The organism is Paenibacillus sp. IITD108, from assembly GCF_036541265.1.
Classification (GTDB): domain Bacteria; phylum Bacillota; class Bacilli; order Paenibacillales; family Paenibacillaceae; genus Pristimantibacillus.
This window is the reverse complement of record NZ_JAZHCT010000033.1, coordinates 24,237-43,327: the sequence shown is the minus strand read 5'-3', so window position 1 is coordinate 43,327 and position 19,091 is coordinate 24,237. Positions and strand designations below refer to the sequence as shown.

At 40.7% G+C, this 19,091-nt stretch carries 19 protein-coding genes; 2 read left to right on the top strand and 17 right to left on the bottom strand.

Annotated features, from left to right (window positions below):
* Positions 1-100 precede the first annotated feature (100 nt).
* Both V1L65_RS22870 and V1L65_RS22865 read left to right on the top strand, forming a co-directional pair.
* Entirely contained in the window at positions 101-481 is a 381-nt protein-coding gene (locus V1L65_RS22870) for a WGxxGxxG family protein (protein ID WP_331701581.1), read from the top strand.
* A 565-nt stretch (positions 482-1,046) separates the two neighbouring features.
* Complete coding sequence (locus V1L65_RS22865; protein ID WP_331701580.1) at positions 1,047-1,601, top strand: hypothetical protein; 555 nt, start codon at positions 1,047-1,049, stop codon at positions 1,599-1,601.
* Positions 1,602-1,909: 308 nt separating this feature from the next.
* Here the strand turns inward: V1L65_RS22865 and V1L65_RS22860 are convergent, their stop codons facing one another.
* The 17 genes from V1L65_RS22860 to V1L65_RS22780 all read right to left on the bottom strand — a co-directional run bounded on the left by V1L65_RS22860 (position 1,910) and on the right by V1L65_RS22780 (position 19,090).
* Entirely contained in the window at positions 1,910-4,390 is a 2,481-nt protein-coding gene (locus V1L65_RS22860) for a hypothetical protein (protein ID WP_331701579.1), read from the bottom strand.
* A 64-nt stretch (positions 4,391-4,454) separates the two neighbouring features.
* On the bottom strand, positions 4,455-4,979 hold the full coding sequence (locus tag V1L65_RS22855; protein WP_331701578.1) for a hypothetical protein: 525 nt from the start codon (positions 4,977-4,979) through the stop codon (positions 4,455-4,457).
* A gap of 360 nt (positions 4,980-5,339) precedes the next feature.
* Positions 5,340-6,938 (bottom strand): N-acetylmuramoyl-L-alanine amidase, encoded by a 1,599-nt coding sequence (locus tag V1L65_RS22850; protein WP_331701577.1) that lies wholly within the window; start codon positions 6,936-6,938, stop codon positions 5,340-5,342.
* On the bottom strand, positions 6,904-7,371 hold the full coding sequence (locus V1L65_RS22845) for a phage holin family protein (RefSeq protein WP_331701576.1): 468 nt from the start codon (positions 7,369-7,371) through the stop codon (positions 6,904-6,906). Before V1L65_RS22845 ends, V1L65_RS22850 begins: the two co-directional genes overlap by 35 nt.
* 54 nt (positions 7,372-7,425) lie before the next feature.
* Positions 7,426-7,572, bottom strand: a complete 147-nt coding sequence (locus V1L65_RS22840) for a CD1375 family protein (RefSeq protein WP_331701575.1) — start codon at positions 7,570-7,572, stop codon at positions 7,426-7,428.
* 61 nt (positions 7,573-7,633) lie between these two features.
* Positions 7,634-7,912 (bottom strand): hypothetical protein, encoded by a 279-nt coding sequence (locus V1L65_RS22835; RefSeq protein WP_331701574.1) that lies wholly within the window; start codon positions 7,910-7,912, stop codon positions 7,634-7,636.
* An 11-nt stretch (positions 7,913-7,923) separates the two neighbouring features.
* On the bottom strand, positions 7,924-8,484 hold the full coding sequence (locus V1L65_RS22830) for a hypothetical protein (protein WP_331701573.1): 561 nt from the start codon (positions 8,482-8,484) through the stop codon (positions 7,924-7,926).
* A gap of 14 nt (positions 8,485-8,498) precedes the next feature.
* Positions 8,499-10,562, bottom strand: a complete 2,064-nt coding sequence (locus tag V1L65_RS22825; RefSeq protein ID WP_331701571.1) for a Gp37-like protein — start codon at positions 10,560-10,562, stop codon at positions 8,499-8,501.
* Positions 10,563-10,565: 3 nt separating this feature from the next.
* On the bottom strand, positions 10,566-11,282 hold the full coding sequence (locus V1L65_RS22820) for a hypothetical protein (protein WP_331701570.1): 717 nt from the start codon (positions 11,280-11,282) through the stop codon (positions 10,566-10,568).
* A 15-nt stretch (positions 11,283-11,297) separates the two neighbouring features.
* Positions 11,298-12,149, bottom strand: coding sequence for a phage tail family protein (locus V1L65_RS22815; protein ID WP_331701569.1), 852 nt, complete (start codon positions 12,147-12,149; stop codon positions 11,298-11,300).
* Positions 12,150-12,163: 14 nt separating this feature from the next.
* The gene (locus V1L65_RS22810) at positions 12,164-16,555 is read right to left on the bottom strand and encodes a phage tail tape measure protein (RefSeq protein ID WP_331701568.1); all 4,392 of its coding nucleotides are present in this window, start codon (positions 16,553-16,555) and stop codon (positions 12,164-12,166) included.
* 20 nt (positions 16,556-16,575) lie between these two features.
* Complete coding sequence (locus tag V1L65_RS22805) at positions 16,576-17,085, bottom strand: hypothetical protein (RefSeq protein WP_331701567.1); 510 nt, start codon at positions 17,083-17,085, stop codon at positions 16,576-16,578.
* A gap of 3 nt (positions 17,086-17,088) precedes the next feature.
* Positions 17,089-17,676 carry a major tail protein gene (locus V1L65_RS22800; protein ID WP_331701566.1) on the bottom strand — a complete coding sequence of 196 codons (588 nt, stop codon included), beginning with the start codon at positions 17,674-17,676 and terminating at the stop codon, positions 17,089-17,091.
* A gap of 5 nt (positions 17,677-17,681) precedes the next feature.
* Positions 17,682-18,059, bottom strand: a complete 378-nt coding sequence (locus V1L65_RS22795) for a DUF3168 domain-containing protein (RefSeq protein WP_331701565.1) — start codon at positions 18,057-18,059, stop codon at positions 17,682-17,684.
* Positions 18,060-18,446 carry an HK97-gp10 family putative phage morphogenesis protein gene (locus V1L65_RS22790; protein WP_331701564.1) on the bottom strand — a complete coding sequence of 129 codons (387 nt, stop codon included), beginning with the start codon at positions 18,444-18,446 and terminating at the stop codon, positions 18,060-18,062.
* Complete coding sequence (locus tag V1L65_RS22785) at positions 18,439-18,804, bottom strand: phage head closure protein (RefSeq protein ID WP_331701563.1); 366 nt, start codon at positions 18,802-18,804, stop codon at positions 18,439-18,441. Before V1L65_RS22785 ends, V1L65_RS22790 begins: the two co-directional genes overlap by 8 nt.
* A complete protein-coding gene (locus tag V1L65_RS22780) occupies positions 18,791-19,090 on the bottom strand; it encodes a hypothetical protein (protein WP_331701562.1) in 300 nt (99 codons plus the stop codon). The genes V1L65_RS22785 and V1L65_RS22780 overlap by 14 nt, the downstream gene beginning before the upstream one ends.
* Position 19,091 lies beyond the last annotated feature (1 nt).

Below are 19,091 nucleotides of genomic sequence, written 5' to 3'. Positions count from 1 at the left end.
TACTCTCAATGATCCCGATTTACTATAATAACCACTGAATATTCAATTTATAATACGGGAAACTTATCTTTGTACCAAATAAAAAACAAGGAGAATACGCATGAGAAAATTTTTCACAATTGCCTTTGCCTTTGCGATAATGTTATCTTTACTGTCAGTCCCAGCCTATGCACTGACAAATGACCAAATGACTCAACAAACCAATGCTAGAAAAAATGACGGTACCCCATTGAACAGCTTTATTCCAAATGATGTAACGAACACGAACAATTACAGAACTAACAATGTAACAAATGATCGTATGAACAATAACAGAACTAACAATGTAACAAATGACCGAATGAACACTTATGGACTAGATGGAAACAACTATCGTGCAACCGCTGTTGATAACAATCGTGATTTTAACTGGAGCTGGCTTGGCTTGCTTGGCTTAGCAGGATTATTTGGATTAAGAAACCGCGAAAGAGAACGTTCATAACAGATTTAACCCCCTAAGGAATTAGGGGTTTTTTCGGGTTTGAGTGGATAAAAAACTTGGGAAATTCGCGACTTGATGGAGACAGGAGTTAGGAATAAGTAAGTGTAATTTGTCCTCTAGTTATCCCCCTGAACACTAATTAGTTTAGAGTTTGTCGAATTACAAAAACAAAACAAGCCTTGCTGCGCAAGGCTTGTTAGCTCCGTAATTATGGAGCGGGTGATGGGAATCGAACCCACGCTATTAGCTTGGAAGGCTATCGATGATGTTATTCCCTTAAATTCCATCGTCTTCACACCTTTGATAACCAAAGAAATACGCATTTTTTGGTAGTCAGTAAATGTCTATGATATTCATACTAAAGAAATATTTTGTCACTTGTTTGTCACCTCTTTTGAAGTAGTAAGTAATTATTCCTCTAACATAATCCCAAACGCTTGGTAATATTACACGATACTTGTCCGACATGTATAAGACGCGAGGACATAAACATACCCCTTGTTTAAATAGAAATAATTTCCTAGTTCTGATAGACTTAATTTACTATCGAATCTAGGGGGAAGTTATGCGAATATTATTTTTACTTTTATGTATTTTCCTAATTACAGGTTGTGGTACAACAACCAGTCCTAAAGCCAAGAACGAACCAGAGCATGTTAAAACTGATCTAAGATCTCCTGAAAAAAAATTTATTGAAGATAAGATGGATAGTTTAATAAAAAGTACAAGTTCACTTATTGATTTGACTTGGAAAACAACCGTTTCCGATTCGGTCGATAACTTTCAATTTGGACTATTGAGTGCTGAATCAACAGTTTCTGATTTGGAATTATCAAAAAAACAATTTAATAACAAAATCAAAGAAATCGAGAACTTTAAGATACCTAACGAATTAGATTTTAAAGATGAAGCCAACTTATTCATAAGTGAAACCTTGAAAAGTTTATCGAATGCCATTCAAGGAAGAATTGACATAATTGACTACTTAATTGAATCTGTAAATGCCAATGAAGTTAATGAAAAAACTGCACAAGATATTGAGAGCAGGCTAATAGTATCAAATGCCTCCCTTCAATTAGCTGCCAAAAGTTACGGTCTTGTGTTTGAGAATGTAGATTAGATAAAGTAGTTAACGAGGTCAAGAACTAGGTTAAATCAATAAAAGCCACCTACTGCATAGGGTCGGTGAACTTGAAATATTCGTATCTTTGTAATACCTATTCTCCTTCAAAAAAATGAAGAGCCATAGGGATGCCTTCCCATACGGCTCTTTTTTGTTTGGAATATTTTTTGGAATAAAAGACAGCTATTTTGCCAACTGCAATTTACCTTATATCAAAGAAAAACAAAAAAAGCCACATGGTTCTTTCTCTGCGGCTCATTTTTATACCTCATAAGCACTGATATGGTAATATTAGCTTAATAGTTCTAATTATTAATTGATTTAACGTGTAGTTCTATATTATGTCTATAATTTGCTTGTAGTTCATCGAAACATCCCTGGACTTGTTTATGTGTTAATTTTCTCATAAATTCAATATCTGCATTTTCACAATCTTTTAAATACTCCATAAATGTATCTATAAGCTGTCTCTTTAGTCCAAACAATGCTAAAGTGTTTTTGGTTCTTAAAACTGCCTCATAAATTCTCTTCATTGTTTTTAAAACTTGCACGTCAGTTATTGGTGTATCAGTACATACATAATATAGATATCTCCAGTCGGTTATTAAATCATTAATATAGTATTTACCAAGTAAAGAAATTGAAACTGATGTGGTTAATACTAAACGAGATCGCTCACCATAGTTAGAATTAATCAAATATGAAGATAATAACGGCTCCAAAATATTTAACAGCTTATCTCTATCAATTAATGAGTCCTTAAATTTTTCGATCAGATCATCAATGCTAACAAAACTATTTTTCTCGTTATAACTCAATCTGTCTAAGTATTTCAAAATATTAACTACCGTCATGTGAGAATAAAATCCGTCATTATAATAATTAAATACATTAAAGAACTCAGAATCACTTGAATTGTAGTGTACATTATCTTTCAAAATCAGGCTATCGAATACATAGTTATAATCAACTTCTACATTATCAATTCTCCTGTATTGATTTAACAATTCATATAATTTTGTATTACCGGATTGTATAAACGTTTTAAATAAATTCAGTGCTCTTCTCATATTTCCACCAGACAAGTTTTCTAGCATGGCCTCAACTTGTTTTCCGTGTGAAGGGCTATCTAGAGTATTATCTAATACAGAAATAAACTTTTCTAAAGGAACACTCATTTTTATATTTGGTGGAATTTCAACCGAAAATTCACCTTGAGGATACTGCTTAAATGCAGCTATCCTTTTCTTTAATAACTCCTTAACTCCTGGTGGTTCAATTCTAAAAACATTAGGCTCTATAGAATCAAATGCTGGTTTATCCTTTAGTGAAAAGTAATTCTCCAATCTTAGGGACGATATTACTACAGCGTTAAATATGGTAGCTCTGTTGAAAGCTAGTAACAAGACTTCTTCTTGCCACGCTGAAGGTTTTTGATCTACATTATCAAAAACAAAACATGGCCTTATATTTAAATTATTTTTTAAATAATGAAATACTCTTTTGAGGTAGTCTTCTTTATTTTGCTTCTCAATTGTAATTCTTCTATATATTTCAGAATCAATACTATTTTGATCTGATCTCATGAATGGCGGCATACCTTTAGTAGTTTCATCAACAATATCTTGATACATTATTTTAGAGGTATCCCATGCTTCAAGTTCAAAATGTTTATAGTTAGTTTTTAAGGATTCAAATATTTTCTCTGTTAGAAAATCATTCAACTCATCAATTTGCCTAGAGAAATCAAGTAGATCAATACTGACCCATACAAGTCGTTGTTTCGTTATTGTATCTAACTCATGTTCGTAAAAATATTTAACAAAGGTCGATTTTCCAGCCCCCACACCTCCTACTAAGACAAAAACTGTACCAACTTCTTCATCGAAATTTTCAATGTATTGATTTCGAAAATTCCCTTCTTCATTAAAATAATTGCTAATTGTTACTTTTTTAATATAACTTAATTCTTTCGGTAAAATTTCATTTTTTAATGTTTCAGCGAAAACCGTAAAGCGACCACTTGGATCACAGTAACAATCTTTCAATAGTTGTTTTTGGTTTTCCAAAGTTAATTCCGAGAAATACCTTCTTAGATACCTTTCTGTTGTGGCTCTAATATTCCCGGTTGATACTTGTTCGTCTTTTTTTAAGATTTGGGAGCGTATATTTTTCTCATACTGAGGACGAGTCCTAATTTCTTCAGGTGTTGATAATAATTTATCTAAATACTCTACTCCATTAGAAAATGGACTTAATATGCTCCAAAATGTTATAAAGTTATTTTTAATATCATCAAAGCTACGAAATACTATAATATCTTTCTGGTTCTTCAATACTTTCTGGCGAATAATCATAAATTGAAACCCATTTGTTAATACGCAAAACGGAATTCCGAGATTCCTCATATATTTTTCACTCTGTTCAATGAATGAGGCGTTATTTAAACTCTTTTTAATCACACCATCACTTGTATATTTTCTAGTTGATGATGTTGGTAATGTGAAGAATCGTCCAATTCTCTTTGCTTCAATGAGAAAGTTATTATAATTAGATTCAATCTTGTAGTCTGCGAATAATTTTTTATGAGCTTCGTCTTCAGCGCTGCTACCTACAGAGAACTCCACCTCAATGGATTTTTTATTCCAACCTAATATTTGCACAAATATTTCATCGATAATATGAAAGCGGGTAGAAGCTTCATTTTTTTCCAAATCAGCAACTAATTTTTTTAGTTCTTCTTCTCTTTCACACCAGGATTGATATGATTTTTCTATATCAGTCATTATTTCATCCCCCAAAAAAAATAGTACCTAAAAATTACTTAAAAAGTAACTTCTAGGTACTATTCTATATCATTTTTTGGTTTGTTAAAACATTCCAAGCCATTTCCTTTAAATATTCATCACTATAAATCGGTTTTAGTCTTGTTAGGCTAATTAAAGTTTTGGTTTTATCTCCATTATTTACTTCATACAGATAGTCAATAGATGCTAATAGCTCCATCCAATGAGATTCTGACACTTTAGGTGGTTTTGCTCTGAACGCATTTAATAATGGTATTAGCTTCTCTTTAGTCAAATCATTTAATTCAAAATTAAATGATTGTTGATTTAAGTCATCTGAATCATTGCACACTTTATACAACACAGATGTATAATTAGACGAATATGGACCACGCTTATACCATGAAAAATCATAGTTATTTAAAGGCAATCCTAACTTCTTAGCAAAGTACCCAATTTTTTGCCAAAGTATTCTGTAAGAAATGTTTGCATTCGATGGTTCTTCTCCAACTACATATTTATAAATCAAGTAAGGCAAAAGAAGTTCTACAGCAATATTATGTTTTTCAGTTTTAATTACTGCAGACATCTCCAACTACTCCTTACACAATAAAATATTTAAATAATAATCTTTCCAGATCACTTGATCTTTATTCAACTAACAACAAAAAAATCAAACCCGCAAGTTATTATATGCTTCAAGTTTGAGTTTGTTGAATATAAAATTAAAATCGACACAAAATAGGAACAACCAAAGAATTTTACCAAATTTTCAATACCACGTCAAATCAATTTTCTTATCTCATAATACACAACAATTTTATGTTTGTAAAGTTTGTGTTTTGTTAATTTTCAAGAATATCAGCATATAACCTGCAGAACACTTAAAATGATATTAAAGTTACAATTAAAAAAAGCCCACCGACCATGCAGGCCAGTGGGCATTGACTTATTTATTGATTAATATGGTTCTAATATTGCCATCCCATACTACATTTGCACCTAATGCCTCAGCTACTGCTCGCACAGGCACAGTTGTTACTCCTTTTTTAAGTGTTCCTTTTTGCTCCAGTAACTGACCATTAACGATAATGTTCACTTGATCACTGACTGCTGCAGGAAGATCAGGAGGAGAAGTTGCAGGCGGTACGTACTTGCGTCCAGTGAATAGGCAGTAAGCTTTAACAGCAGCTTCTGCGTATGCCTGCCAGTTTGCCTTTAAGCGTGCTGCATCAGCAGCGTTGGTCAGAAACCCATACTCAACAATAATAGTGCTTACGTTGCCAGTAAGCCTATGCATGTAATAGTAGTCCTGCCCATTTGATTGGGCTTTAGAATAAGTAGATGTAGGGCGCAGTACTTGACCAACAGCCTTTAATTCATCTGCAATTATCTTTGCCCATTTCCCATCAGAATGTATGCTATGAATTATTTCAGCACCGGCAGCAGTACTGGAAGATGCTGCGTTAATATGATTACTCATGCAGTGCTTTGCACCGCTCGCTTTAATAAGCTCAGTTCTTTGATTGGGATCAAGCGTTGTATCGTTCTGGCGAGTCAGCATAACTGGTACGCCCAACTGCTTAAACCTCTCGTACTGGTACAATGATATGTCCAGAGTCATTTGCTTCTCGATGATTCCATTCCCGCTTGCTCCTTGATCGCTGCCGCCGTGTCCTGGGTCAATGATCAATTCCGGAATACCTTCACGTACAAACAATTTTCCCGGATCGAATTGGATCGCAACGGCATGATGAATGACTCGCTCCACATAATTTTGGCTCATATCTGATACGTGATACTGACGTTTTTTGTTCGCATTGTCGATCTCCATCGCATCGAGCAACTGCCTGTTATTAGTCGCGAACGATGCGGACCAACCCCCATCAAGGTTGACTGACTCAGCATATCCGTAATGAGTAGTCATAATGCCCGCCTCTTTGCTAGTCAGCCCTTTGTCATAAGAGCCGCGACCATCAACCAGGATGAGCCCTAACGTTCCGTCAGCTTTAATTCCGGCTATCATACGCGGATTTGTGCCAGGAACATCACTTGGAGTCTTTTCCGCTGATCGCGGCGGATCGACTGCCTTGCCGGCCGTGGTCAACGTAGGCACTCCACACACACCACATTTAACGCCTATTGCGCTGGACAATCTTCCAATACCAAAGCGGCCATCTTTGAAATACAGATGCGGTCGCCCTTCCGTCTTACCAACCACGTCTGGGAAGATTACCTTTTCATCCTTATAGGTCTTACCCAACAACGTGCCGTCTGATCCGAAATACGAAGCGTTAAACACAAGCCAGTTTCCGCCGTGCTGCTTGACTAAATTGGAAAGTATCTGGCTTGCTGTTTTACCTTTAGCTGTGACCAACTCAACACGCAACACAGCAGCAGCCGGCACATCAACCGCTCGGATATCCGTCCAGCCTTGAGACTTTGAATTGGCGCCGCTGAGTGGATAAGTTAACGAGCCTTCCTCGACTTTACCTGCTTGGACCCGTATACGCTTATGTGCGATCATGCGAATCACCTTTCTTTCCATTACTAACCTGTGAAAGACGATCTTTAATAGCATCTGGCATAGGCACGCCTAATACGCCTAGATTTTCAGTAACAGAAAGCCCCTCTCGGGCAATATAAAAGAAAATTGCTGCCGTTCTGCAAAGCCCTGATAAATCGCCTAGCCATTGATCTACCAAAGCAGCCAACCCCACAACAACAAGAACAATTATTTTTCTGACCCCACCCCAAAACATTACTTCGCTGTCAACTGACTTAGTCTTTAATGCCTTGAGCAGACCGCTCACATAATCAGCAATCATGAGCCACAATAGAAGTTGCAACCCCTTATCCCATCCACCTAAAAAGCCTACAATCCCTGTTCCTATTGCCGCGATAACACCGCCAATTGCAGTTTCTTTCCCGGTTGAGCCAATAGCAGCGGTTAATATGGTTTGTCCTAATTGTTTAAACATTCACTTCATCCCCTCGTTAAGGAAAATTTTCCTGACCAATAAAAAAGACTCCGATTATTCGGAGCCTAGCGGTTTACCGTCAATACCTAGCCCTTGAGCTTCAAGATCAGCTTGTACATCAGCTTGAAGGTTAGCCGGTACTTGGTCGTATGTGCGTCTGCCTGCAATAATAAGCGTTACGTATACAGTCACGATTGCCATTTTCAATACACCTCCTTTCGGTAAAATAAAAAGAAGCCGTAACAACAGATCAGTGATCATGTTATCCAGCTCCTAGCATCATTTCGTATAAATCAGCAACAGCTTCCATTAACATTAAGTTTTGAGATTCCAACTGATCGATGCGTTCCTGCGCTGATGGCTCCGGATCAGGCTGTGGCAATGGATCAGGACGAGTCCAAACACCATTACCGAAAATATCGCCAGGCTGTACATCATCCTCTATAGATAGTGCGATCATGTGCGGAATATCAACAACTCCTGATAAGTCGGATACCGCAACACAACGCCCTGCATCGTCTATTTGAGCGTATTTATACATACATATCCTCCTTAATAGTATTCAATGAGTTGCCAACGCACAGGGTTAGGAGTAGGCATGTTGCCCGATGCGGTTATTTTTAAAGTTGTATCACTAGTTAATTCGGCAAATATACTTAAAACTGCAGCTGATTCATACGCTCGTATGTTTTTGGATACTATACTAACCGCTGTTTTCAAGCGATTTACACTTGCTACCGTTACATTAAGAGGTGTGCCAAGTGTAACATCTGCATTACCGTGCTGAATACTTTTTACTGCACCCACTGTGTTCCAACTCCCTCCATTATTATTTGACCATTCAGGCTGACCGTTATTCACTCGCCAAATAATATTGTTTAATAGTCGCTTGTCTACGTGTTGCTTCGTTCGGATCGGAGTCATAAGACTACCATTATCCGTACCAGCTTCTGCTTGTGCCTGAGTAGCTAATTTTAATCTTTCTTCAACTGTCTTATTGTCAGAAGTTTTCACGTTTGAAGCGATCGTCGTTGGATTATGCTTTGTGTAATTTCCATCTGGCCGCTTACGCAAAAGATCAACATTTTTCGTCTCGACAATAGTTCCTGCCATCCTTGCACCTCCTATTAAACTTCTCTGTACCACCAATCTCCTGCCTCGATGCCTGTTGGCTCTGTTGGGCTAGCGACAATAAGCCCGCCAGATGTACCAGGAGGACCCTGTATCCCCTGTTCACCGCGATCACCTTTGTCACCTTTCGGTCCTTGGATACCTTGTGTACCCTGCGGTCCTTGTATTCCTTGATCTCCTTTATCGCCCTTCGGTCCAGTATCACCTTTCAAGCCTTGAATACCTTGAGGTCCTTGCGGGCCTTTATCTCCTGTATCACCTTTTGGTCCTTGCAAACCAGTTGCTCCTGTTGCTCCGGTATCTCCCTTATCACCTTTAAGCCCTTGGATGCCTTGTGGACCAATATCACCCTTATCACCTTTCGGACCAATAAGGGATTTACCATTGCCCCACGAACTTGAAGATTTAGGACCAAAGATTACATTTGACGAGGTGTTTATATAAAAGTCGCCATCAGAGCCGGTTGCGGACGTTGGGTTTGTAGTACCACTCAGAATGGTTTTTCCATCCGCGCCCTTCTGACCGCTTGCTCCAGTGTCGCCCTTAGGCCCTTGCAATCCGGTTGCACCAGTATCCCCTTTGGGGCCTTGAATACCCTGTATCCCTTGATCACCTTTATCGCCTTTTGGGCCTTGCAAACCTGTGTCACCTTTCGGACCTGTATCTCCCTTTAAACCGGGTTCCCCTTTATCTCCCTTTGGTCCAGCCAAGCCCTGTGGACCAGTATCACCTTTTGGTCCCTGAATGCCCTGATCACCTTTTGCTCCGGTTAAACCAATTGGACCACGCTCTCCAGTATCTCCTTTGGGCCCTATTGGTCCCTGTGGGCCAACATCACCCTTGTCGCCTTTTATTCCCTGTAATCCTTGTGGACCGGGATCACCCTTTGGTCCTTGTAGCCCTTGATCCCCTTTTGGACCAGCAGGCCCTATTGGACCCTGTGGTCCTTCCTGTCCGCGTTCCCCCGTAGAGCCGATTAACTGAGTACGGCCGACTTGGGTTTGCAGAGAACGAACAACGCTTGTAATCGTTGGAATCTCATCGCCGAGAAGCACTTCAATTTTAACTTCCTGTTCATAGATTTCTCGCACTTCGATAATTCGTGTATTTGATTGTAAGCCCCAATCAAGATTTTGCAGAGTAACAATGTCGCCGAGATCCCAATCCTGTTCGTAAATGAAGCTTCCAGTATCGATTACCTTCCCATCAAATGTTTTAATCTGCCTGTATCCGGCCAGTTTGACGTCGCCAAGTTCTGCAATCTCCGCCGCATCAGCAGCCTCAGACGCATCTAAGTAAACCTCGCGGCGGTCGAATCCAGATGCAGTTCCGATCACCAACACTGTCTGATCTTCTTCTTCGCCAGGTCCTCCTGCATAACCAACATTGCGGTAACTAGCATCAGAATCAATAAATTGCTGACTAGAGACGTTATCAAATCCGCGAGAAAAAATAACAGGCGGGTTAATAGATTGATCAACTGTCAAATCCCGGCCAGTCTGAACGTCGAACACCCATCTCTTGGTGTCGAAATTAAGGCTAACATGCCATCCAAGCTCGCATCTGTTCGCAATTTTCTCTATTACTTGGTCAAGTGGTTCATATCGTGTTTGCCACGGTATTTCGATGCCTCTAGCTTGATCTGGCGCACAAATAAAAAACGGCATCTTCCGCTCCGGATAAACGCCGTCTACAATATGCCGATTAACGTAATACTTCATGACTGTTTCAGCTGCTCCGCGAACACGGTCGTAACTGTCTGTAATTGTTAACCTTCGATCAAGGATGCCGCCGAGTGTAGGACCTTTAACCACGACTGTCTCGGAGCCGTCCTCGTTTAGCTTTATATCGCGACTGATAATATAACCAGCTTTTTGTGTCTGATTTCCTAAAAAGATGACTCTATCTTTAATGAGTTCATCAACATAGCGTTTACCAACCGCGATATGCAATTCAAACTCGCCAGCGCGAAAGTGCCGGCGAATGAACTGGAGACTTTCGTAATTATCAATCTCGCCCAACAAATTAAAATCTAGGTCAATGATTCGAACCGGCTGCACGATCTACACCTCCCGGAACCACAAATCCCCTGCTTCGAGGTCAGGCGGCTCAACCTCTCCGATCATGACACGTACACCAAGCACATTCTGGACGCTATCGAACCAATTTTCCCACGCAAGTTTGATCTGCTGCCATTCTGTGATAATGTTTTCTTCATCATTTGCCCAGGCTGCTTGTATATCTGAAAGAGCATTATTCCAGACATCCCACATTTCCTGCGCTGGAATTGTTATCAAACTGGACACAAGACCACATGCGCTGGTCAGGCGCTCGTCCGTTATGTCACTTAATGCAATTGATGAGCTTCCTCTACGCACCCTCACTTGAGCCAAGCCAAGCTCCTTAACATAAGTTTCATCTGTTAAAGGAGGCACGGCAGGGCTACTTGATGGCGTTCCTTTTTTGACATGTATGCGGATTTCCCTCGCCACTTCATCAAATCGCAGAACGATGCGGTCGATTCGATCCAGCATGGTATCCGCTGCATCTAAGTTCTTTATAAGATTTTCGTCGTTGTGGTACATATACCCACGTATAAAGCCGTAGCCGGATTGCACTACCACACCAAGCCCGCTGCCAAGCGAAACTTTTAAGCCGGCATTGCCGTTTTGCGAATAAAGACCATCAGACAAAAATCGATTGAAGTATTCGGCAAATTCACTGGCCAAGTATTCTCGCGGATCTTCGGCAGTCGAGTTAAAAAATCTAAAATGCTCCATGCATGTCACACCTCCCTATGCACCCATATATCTATTGCGGTAGCTGAGCGATACGGTTGCAGACTCAATCTCATCGTCGCTTGCATACGAAACGATGTTGTCACCAAGCTGCAGCTGCCAAAACGAGCTGCCGAGCGATATCCAATTAAGAACATTCGTCCGGCCTCCATTATCGTCCACGATCTCAACCCTCTTGTTACCAAATTCCGTTGTTATAACAAGAGTATCATTCCTTGTTAATATCCGATTCACTTGAATGTATTCCCCCGTTGTCTCATTCGTAACGATAGGATTCGAGGCTGGACCGCGAAATTCTATCCGAATCGGCGTTTCAACATCACCATTATTGATGACATTAATTCGCTTAGGCCCACGCATTGCAAAACGCGTCGGCAAAACAAGCCTAAAACTAATGCCTCCAAGCCAAGTCGTGATAACTTCGGATTGCTCATAAACATCAAGCAGAAATGGCAATGGACATATTAGCGAGACAGTAAACATTTGATTATAAACATGACGTTCTCCCCATACAGGCCCATCATCAGCTATCGCTTCTGCACCATAGCTACGATAGTCGTTTGTGTAAATTAAGCGGCCGCCTAACTTCGGATTAAGTACACGACTCATAAACCGCCGGAGTTCGTATAATTCCTCTTGTGAACTGGCGATAATAGCTCCCTGCAGTGTGATTGGTCGATCAGGTATCTGTACACGGGAAATAGATGATCCATCCTGAAACGGGCTGCGCGTTTTATGAAGCTCTGCTGTCACAGCCCCCAACCCATCGATTTGAGAAAGGAGAAACGGCTTAGCATTTTCAAACAAAATTGCTTCGCCTCGGGAATTGATATATTCAAGTTTTTGCATTTTACTTCTCCCTCCTAAAAACCCACCAGTTGCTGTGCAGTCTTTTGCGTTGCTCTGCTTACGTCAGACGGAGATGTAACCGGCGTGTTAAAAGTATTATTAACTGTTACGTTTTTATTGTTAGTTGTACTCGATGATCCAACGCTTTTGTTTGCCTGCTGAGTGGATGCTGTGGACATAGCAGATAAAGCAGCGTTGCGCACAGCATCAATCTGACGGTTTATATTTTCGATCAGGGTTTGGATTTGCATCACCTTGTCTTTAAAACCTTCATACATTTTTTCGCCTAACGTTTGACCCGTCATTTTATATGAATCACCAAAGCCTTCAAGCAGCTTAATGATTTCGTCCTGTTGGTTTTGAATAATCATTTTTTCAGCTTCAGCTTGCAAAGATTTAGCGAGTAACAATTGATTATAGTGTTCCTGTGTATCTTTAAGCTGTTGATCTAATGAAGTTTTTTGTGTAGCATACAATGCATTAATGTGAGCCTGCTGCGCTTCATACTCAAACTTAAACTGCTCTTTTTTCTGATCAAGTTGACGCTTCACAGCATCCAATTCATCCTTGAGCTTGTCTTTAAGCTCTTGTTGCTCATCCCTCAATGCTTCCTTTTTATCCTCAAGCTGTTCCTTCTGATGCCGTTTCTCTTGATCAGATAGGACCTTATTCAACTCTTTCTGAAGCTGGGCTTTGTTGAACTCATCGTGTTCGTATTCAATCAGATTTCGCAGACGATCGATTTTCTTTTGATCCTCTGCATTCATCTCGTCACGCGATTTTTGCTTTTCGGCTTGGTTGAGCGCATCAAGCTCTTTTTGAATAGCATCTATCTGCGCGTTATATATTAGATTAATCCGTTCAATCTCAGCGTCAGCTGCCGCTTGAGCTGCTTTGGTGCGAGCATCATAAACTTGTTTAATTGCTTCAAGCTGGCTCGATTTCCATTGCTCATTGGCATCACGTTCAGCTTTAAGCCTATTCTCTGCAGCTTCTTTTTCTGCCTGGTACTTTGATTTCAATGCATCCTGCAAACCTTTAGAAAGTTCATTTACACTTTCGATCTGCGCTTTGCGTACTTCCTCGTTATAATCTCTTTGTAGCTGCAGGCGCTCATTGGTTTGAACCCTTATAGCTTCTGTGATTTCACGTTCAATTTGCCGTTTTTCGGTGGCTGTATAACGATCATCTGCTAAAACTTTTTCTAGATAACGTTTATTCAAATATGTTTGTTCGTTAATCAACTTATCTTTAAGTTTGAAGATTTCTTCATCAGAAAGTTTTTCACGAACTATGCGATCTTCGAGAGCCGCTTGTAATTGATGGCTGGTGTACTGAAAATAGTCAGTTCTTGCCCTCTTCTCAGATTCGATCTTGCGCTGTGATGCTTCAAAAATCATGTCATCTATACGCTCGCGTTCTTCTGCTGAATCTGCATAGAGCTTGCGTATGTTTCTAAGTCGTTCTATTTCGCTTGTTTCACTGAGCTTACCAAGCTCTTTTTCACGTTCAAATGCCTTTAGGGCTGCATCAAGAGTGCGATCACCAATTGCTTTCTTAACATCATAAATGCGTTCCTCGATGGCCATTCGTTCCTGCGCTGTAATAATATGCTTGGCATTAATTTGCTCAAGAGTCTTTAATTCACTTTCAAGAGAGAGTTGATCTAATCTTTTTTTGTGTTCAAGCTGCCTATATGCTTCATCAAGCGCCTTATTTTCATAGGCTTTACTTCCGCTTCTCCCTTCTTTCCCCTTCTTCCCACCCCCTCCGCCACCAGAATAAGGGGTTACTTTAATAACAGGAATGTCCTCAGGTTTCATGTTGACAAGAGCTTGTAATGAAGCAGCTTCACCACGAAGCCGTTCAAGTTCATCGTTCATACGCCTAACTGCAGATTCAGCAAGGCCACTAGAACCAGTGATTTTTGTAATTGATTCCGCTATTTTAATTGCTGCTTCCTGCTTGGCGATTGCATTATTCTTCTCATGTAACGCTTCAGTTGCCTTGGCTTGAATACTTGCCCATTCTAGAGCAATCTCACGTTCTTTTACCAAGATTAAACCATTAATAGCTTCAATATTAAGCCCTGTGGCTGTAACAAATTGCGGAAATTGACGGGCTAATTCATTTTGAGCTGCGGTCCACTCATTAGAACCTTTTTTTGCTGTGCTATAAGTTTTGACAAGATCCTGAATACTTGCTATTTCTTGTTTGCGGCCTGCAATTGTCTTGGCTTGATTATTTATTTCTGAAGCAGTTTCTCTCTTAGCATCACTAACAGCTTTGGTGTAAATTTGTAAAGCATTCTTTAATTCGTTCATACTTTCCGTTGATAATTTTCCAGTCTCATCAACGTACTTAAGAGTTACACCAAACTCAGCAGCTACCGCTTCGGTTTTCTTCATGTCAACGCCAAGTTCTTTAATAGCTACATCCAGGGCTAATACATTATTTCCATTTTGAGCTGCATTACTTTCAGATGCTTTATCAATGAGCTTCTGGTACGTGTCGATCAGTTCATTAAGTTTATCGATCTTCTCCTGAGCTGCTTCGACTTCACTTCGCTCAATCCCGTTTTGCTGCACTTCTTGCAGATCAGTTTGTGCTTGAGCCAGTTCTTCGCTCGCCTTTTTTGCTTCTTCCATGCTATTTTTTATAGATAGAAACGCTCCAACAGCTACAGCAAGTCCGGAAATAACTAACCCTATTGGATTGGTTGCGAGAAAATTAAGTGCGACACCTAGCCCCTTAACTACTGGTATTAGAGCAGAGATACTTGTTACTAACTTTCCAGTAAGAATTAATAGCGGCCCAGCTGCTGCTGCCATGGCTACAACAGTGATGATCCACTTTTGAGAGCTGGCATCCAAATTTGCAAACCACTCTGCTCCCTCTTCAATAGAGTTCATTAATGGTTCAAGAACATCTAATGCCGACATTAGAGCTGGTACAAGCGCATCACCCAATGTTATTGCAGAATCTACAATTCGATTTCCTAACATTTTCAGTTTTGATGCTGTTGTTTCATAACGTTGCTCAGCCTCGTTCGTCAAAGCGACATTCTCTTCCCAGGCTCTAGTTCCTAATTCCAGACTGTTTCGGAATAAATCACCGGCATTAGATGCGCGAAGCAATGCATCGCGAACACGAATTTCAGACAACTTCAAATCATCCAACACAGCAAATGTGTTTTTCCCAGCGGCAGACATTTTGCCCAAGCCTTCGATAAATGATGCTAATGCGCCAGCAGCATCCTTTTCGAATGCAGTCTTGAACTGCCCTGTTGTCATGCCAGCCACACCTGCAAAGGTACCTAGGTTTTTGCTTCCAGTCATAACAGCTTGGGACATCTCAATCATGACGCGAGAAAATGCCGATCCCCCCGCCTCTGCCTCAATACCAACGGAACTGAGTGAACCAGCAAAAGCGAGTATCTGCGCTTCTGTTAAGCCGATCTGCTTTCCAGCTCCCGCTAATCGTAAACCCATCTCAGTAATTTCTGACTCGGTTGTGGCCAAGTTGTTCCCTAAAGCTACGATTGTTGATCCAAGTCGATCGAACTCAGATTGCGGCATTTGTGTAATGTTGGCCAACCGTGCAAGGGCTGTAGCTGCTTGTTCAGAGGACATGTTCGTGGCGACACCTAAGTCAGTCATTGTCCTAGTAAAACCCATGATCGCTTCATTTTTGATACCAAGTTGTCCTGCTGCTTCTGCTACCCCTGCAATTTCAGTCGCTGCAGATGGTAATTGCTTAGACAATTCACGAATCTCATGCTCAAATTGCTTAAATTCTTCCTCTGTGGCATCAACTGTTTTACGTACTCCCGCGAAGGCAGATTCAAAGTCAATGGATGCTTTGCCTGCCGCAACTCCAGCCCCAACAATCGGAGCAGTCACCATAAAAGATAAGCTTTGACCTGCCTGTGACATGGACTTACCTATATCATCAAGTTTCTTTGCAGCCGCATCTAACGTATCTGATGCCTTTTGCCATGCAGTGGCGTGTTTGTTTATTTCATCCGTTTGTTTATTTAGTTCACTAGTTGTAGACTGAAGCTCATGATGTAATTTGTTATATTGGGCAACGGCTTTGTTTAGCTTAACTTCCAGTTCTTGCGTTTCCTTTGCATCCTTGCCCTTTGCCTTGGCCGCTTCCTCATGTCGCTCTTTAAGTTTAATGATGCGTTGACCTTGAATTTCCAGTTGTTTAGTCAGTCCATCAGTTTTTGTTTTTAATGCCTCTTGTGAACTAGCATGTTCTCCAAGTCGCGTACTGGCAGCCTGAAACTCTGACTGGACAACATTCATTTGACGGGAGAGCGCAGCCATTGATTTTTCAACACCAGTATCATCAATGGATAGCTTTGTGACAAGGTTAGATACTTCAATTTCTTCTGACATTTGGACTCACTCTCCCTATCTCAAATGAATTGGTCGATATAGCTAGTCGATGTCTTTTCTTGTTCAGCACTATCTTCCAGCCCGTGATATTTCTTATGTGCATCCCATAAAGCAAACAACTTTTTAGGTGTACAGCGCCAAAAAACCGCCTCACTCATTCCGAGTAAGACGGTTCCGATGTAGTAAATCCAAGCCCAATCCCAACCTTCCTGATCTGGTGTGGTCTGACTGGTACTGGATTCTTTTTTTGAATTGGGTAGGGCTACCGATATAGCATTTACGACTTGTTGTGTAAGTAAAAGCCTATTGTCTACATGGATACATAATTCAATATGGTCTTCTGGTAGTTGCACCTCATGAGCAAGGCCGAGTCTCAATACTTTAGCTAACTCAGTAATCGGGTTGAGTTTTAATGCTAATAGAGTTTTAGGTATCGAATGATACTCCTGCTCCATATCGTAAAATGCGCTCATATCGAATAGCAAGTACCTCGTTTGATCAAGTTCTACAGCTAGATATTGCTGTTTCACAGCTTATGGAGTTCCTTCTGTCGGTACTGCTGTAAACCAATTCGCAATTCGATCTGTAGCATTCGGATCATTTCCATCTGCGCGGAATCTCCAATGAGCATCGTACATCCTTTTCAAGAATACACCTCTAATCGTTGGAGTTTGGAAGTTTGGCGTTCCTTGTTTGGTTTGCGCCTCTTCCGTTGGCAACTGGAACTTTCCTTTCAGTAGCCATGTATAACGAAAGCTGCCGTCACTCATGCTGCGCTTAAACCCTAAAGCAACTTCTGGTGCTTGATCATCAGCATTATCAATTAACAACCCATCTTCCGTTAATCTTGATCCAAGCAGCTCAGCCTGCATTGTGAATGGTAGGTCCGCAACGCCAATTTCCACTGCAATTTCACCTAACGCATTTGCAGTCACAACAGGTCCATCATTGCCAAAGAGTGTGGCCGAATTAACAGTAGGTGTTATATTTGCCTGGATTGCTGGTAGCATTAATTTGGGCGTTCCATATGTTACCCCTGTTTTATCATCTTTTATAAGTATGGCATAGTGAATATCCTGCAAACCTACAGGTACAGTCACTTTTTGGTTTTCTTCTGGCATAACTATCAACTCCTGTAATGTATTTTTTTATAACGCAATATTTTGTGATATGTTTGTGTGCCGCTTTCGTAACGATCAATGGAGCTTGTACGAATAAAGTTAAGTTCTTCCATCACTTCGTTTGCTGCAATTGCAATTGCTGTAGTATTGCCTGGCGACCATACATCGATTTGAAAATGGATTTCGCTGCTTAGTGCTCTGTTATTCCCGTATTGATTATCAAAATTTGTGAGTTCAAGAAAAGTAACATAAGGACCTTCGATATCCGGTGCGACTTCTGGATAAACCTTTACTTTCCCTTTTTCGTCGCGACCCAATAAAGAAGCAAGTATAGCGTGACTTCGAAGGGCCTGTAATATATCTGGCTTTAAATCCACATACATCTAAGTCATCCCCTCCCGCTGTACACTTGCTAATAATCTAGTAATCCGTTCCTTGTTTTCATGAAATGCTGGATAAATAAATGGTTGAGCAGGGGAATGTTTGGTGCCAAACTCTGAAAAATGCGCCCTCCACGCTGTTTTTTTACCCGGACCTATAGTAATCACCTTAAGACCATCAATACGACGTACTCGACTGACACGGATATCATCTCGCATATGCAAATGATCAATTGAACTAATGGGAACGTGATTACGCTGTGCTTCGGCAAGGATTTCTCCCGCTTCCCTGAGTCCTTGATTCTCTAAACGAGCCACGCCTGAAGCGAGTTTTCGCTGGATAGCAGCCAACATCTGATCAACGCCTTGTAACTCTACCCCACTACCCATTTGACACCTCAGACACCATCAGATGCGTTTCTGTGAGATCGTCATATACGTCATCTAGTACAGCCTTGATTTCGTATGTTCGATCTTCCTTTTTATCAAATAGCTGCATATCCGGGGTTATTCCTTTGCGGTAACGGATTTTATAACGGACGGTTATTTCTGACTGTGCAGCATCAGCAGCAAAAAATTCTCTCCCACGTAGCGGTTCACGGTTAGCCCAAACGGTGCAAACGACCTCCGGTTGCGGGTTAGGGATTGGATAGCCGGCATCATCTTCAGTTCGCCCTTTGCGTTGAATGGTTATTCGCCTTCTCATTTTCCCAGCATTTAACTTTGGTCTATACTTAAATGGTTGCATCCGAATCACCTTCAATCGCTTCTAGCGCTTTGGCAAGATTCAAATTATTGATATGTGTCAAGAAGTTGGTATAAAAATACTCAAGCGCATCATTGTAAGCGTACCGTGAACGCTCAAACACAAGCTCTTTGAACACTTCATCACTGTTAATGTCGTAATCGCCACAGATGCGAATCAAGTCATTTTGTGATGCTTTAAGGATGCGCAATAAATTACCATCTTCATCGTCATCTAAGTGCATGCGTAGCATAAACTCGTCGACAATCTCTTGAGTGATAACCGACATT

What these genes read in the sequence shown, in the direction of transcription:
- V1L65_RS22870 (WP_331701581.1), top strand. Translation starts at nt 101, where the DNA reads ATGAGAAAATTTTTCACAATTGCCTTTGCCTTTGCGATAATGTTATCT.
- V1L65_RS22865 (WP_331701580.1), top strand. Translation starts at nt 1,047, where the DNA reads ATGCGAATATTATTTTTACTTTTATGTATTTTCCTAATTACAGGTTGT.
- V1L65_RS22860 (WP_331701579.1), bottom strand. Translation starts at nt 4,390, where the DNA reads ATGACTGATATAGAAAAATCATATCAATCCTGGTGTGAAAGAGAAGAA.
- V1L65_RS22855 (WP_331701578.1), bottom strand. Translation starts at nt 4,979, where the DNA reads ATGTCTGCAGTAATTAAAACTGAAAAACATAATATTGCTGTAGAACTT.
- V1L65_RS22850 (WP_331701577.1), bottom strand. Translation starts at nt 6,938, where the DNA reads ATGGAAAGAAAGGTGATTCGCATGATCGCACATAAGCGTATACGGGTC.
- V1L65_RS22845 (WP_331701576.1), bottom strand. Translation starts at nt 7,371, where the DNA reads ATGTTTAAACAATTAGGACAAACCATATTAACCGCTGCTATTGGCTCA.
- V1L65_RS22840 (WP_331701575.1), bottom strand. Translation starts at nt 7,572, where the DNA reads ATGGCAATCGTGACTGTATACGTAACGCTTATTATTGCAGGCAGACGC.
- V1L65_RS22835 (WP_331701574.1), bottom strand. Translation starts at nt 7,912, where the DNA reads ATGTATAAATACGCTCAAATAGACGATGCAGGGCGTTGTGTTGCGGTA.
- V1L65_RS22830 (WP_331701573.1), bottom strand. Translation starts at nt 8,484, where the DNA reads ATGGCAGGAACTATTGTCGAGACGAAAAATGTTGATCTTTTGCGTAAG.
- V1L65_RS22820 (WP_331701570.1), bottom strand. Translation starts at nt 11,282, where the DNA reads ATGGAGCATTTTAGATTTTTTAACTCGACTGCCGAAGATCCGCGAGAA.
- V1L65_RS22815 (WP_331701569.1), bottom strand. Translation starts at nt 12,149, where the DNA reads ATGCAAAAACTTGAATATATCAATTCCCGAGGCGAAGCAATTTTGTTT.
- V1L65_RS22810 (WP_331701568.1), bottom strand. Translation starts at nt 16,555, where the DNA reads ATGTCAGAAGAAATTGAAGTATCTAACCTTGTCACAAAGCTATCCATT.
- V1L65_RS22800 (WP_331701566.1), bottom strand. Translation starts at nt 17,676, where the DNA reads ATGCCAGAAGAAAACCAAAAAGTGACTGTACCTGTAGGTTTGCAGGAT.
- V1L65_RS22795 (WP_331701565.1), bottom strand. Translation starts at nt 18,059, where the DNA reads ATGTATGTGGATTTAAAGCCAGATATATTACAGGCCCTTCGAAGTCAC.
- V1L65_RS22790 (WP_331701564.1), bottom strand. Translation starts at nt 18,446, where the DNA reads ATGGGTAGTGGGGTAGAGTTACAAGGCGTTGATCAGATGTTGGCTGCT.
- V1L65_RS22785 (WP_331701563.1), bottom strand. Translation starts at nt 18,804, where the DNA reads ATGCAACCATTTAAGTATAGACCAAAGTTAAATGCTGGGAAAATGAGA.
- V1L65_RS22780 (WP_331701562.1), bottom strand. Translation starts at nt 19,090, where the DNA reads ATGTCGGTTATCACTCAAGAGATTGTCGACGAGTTTATGCTACGCATG.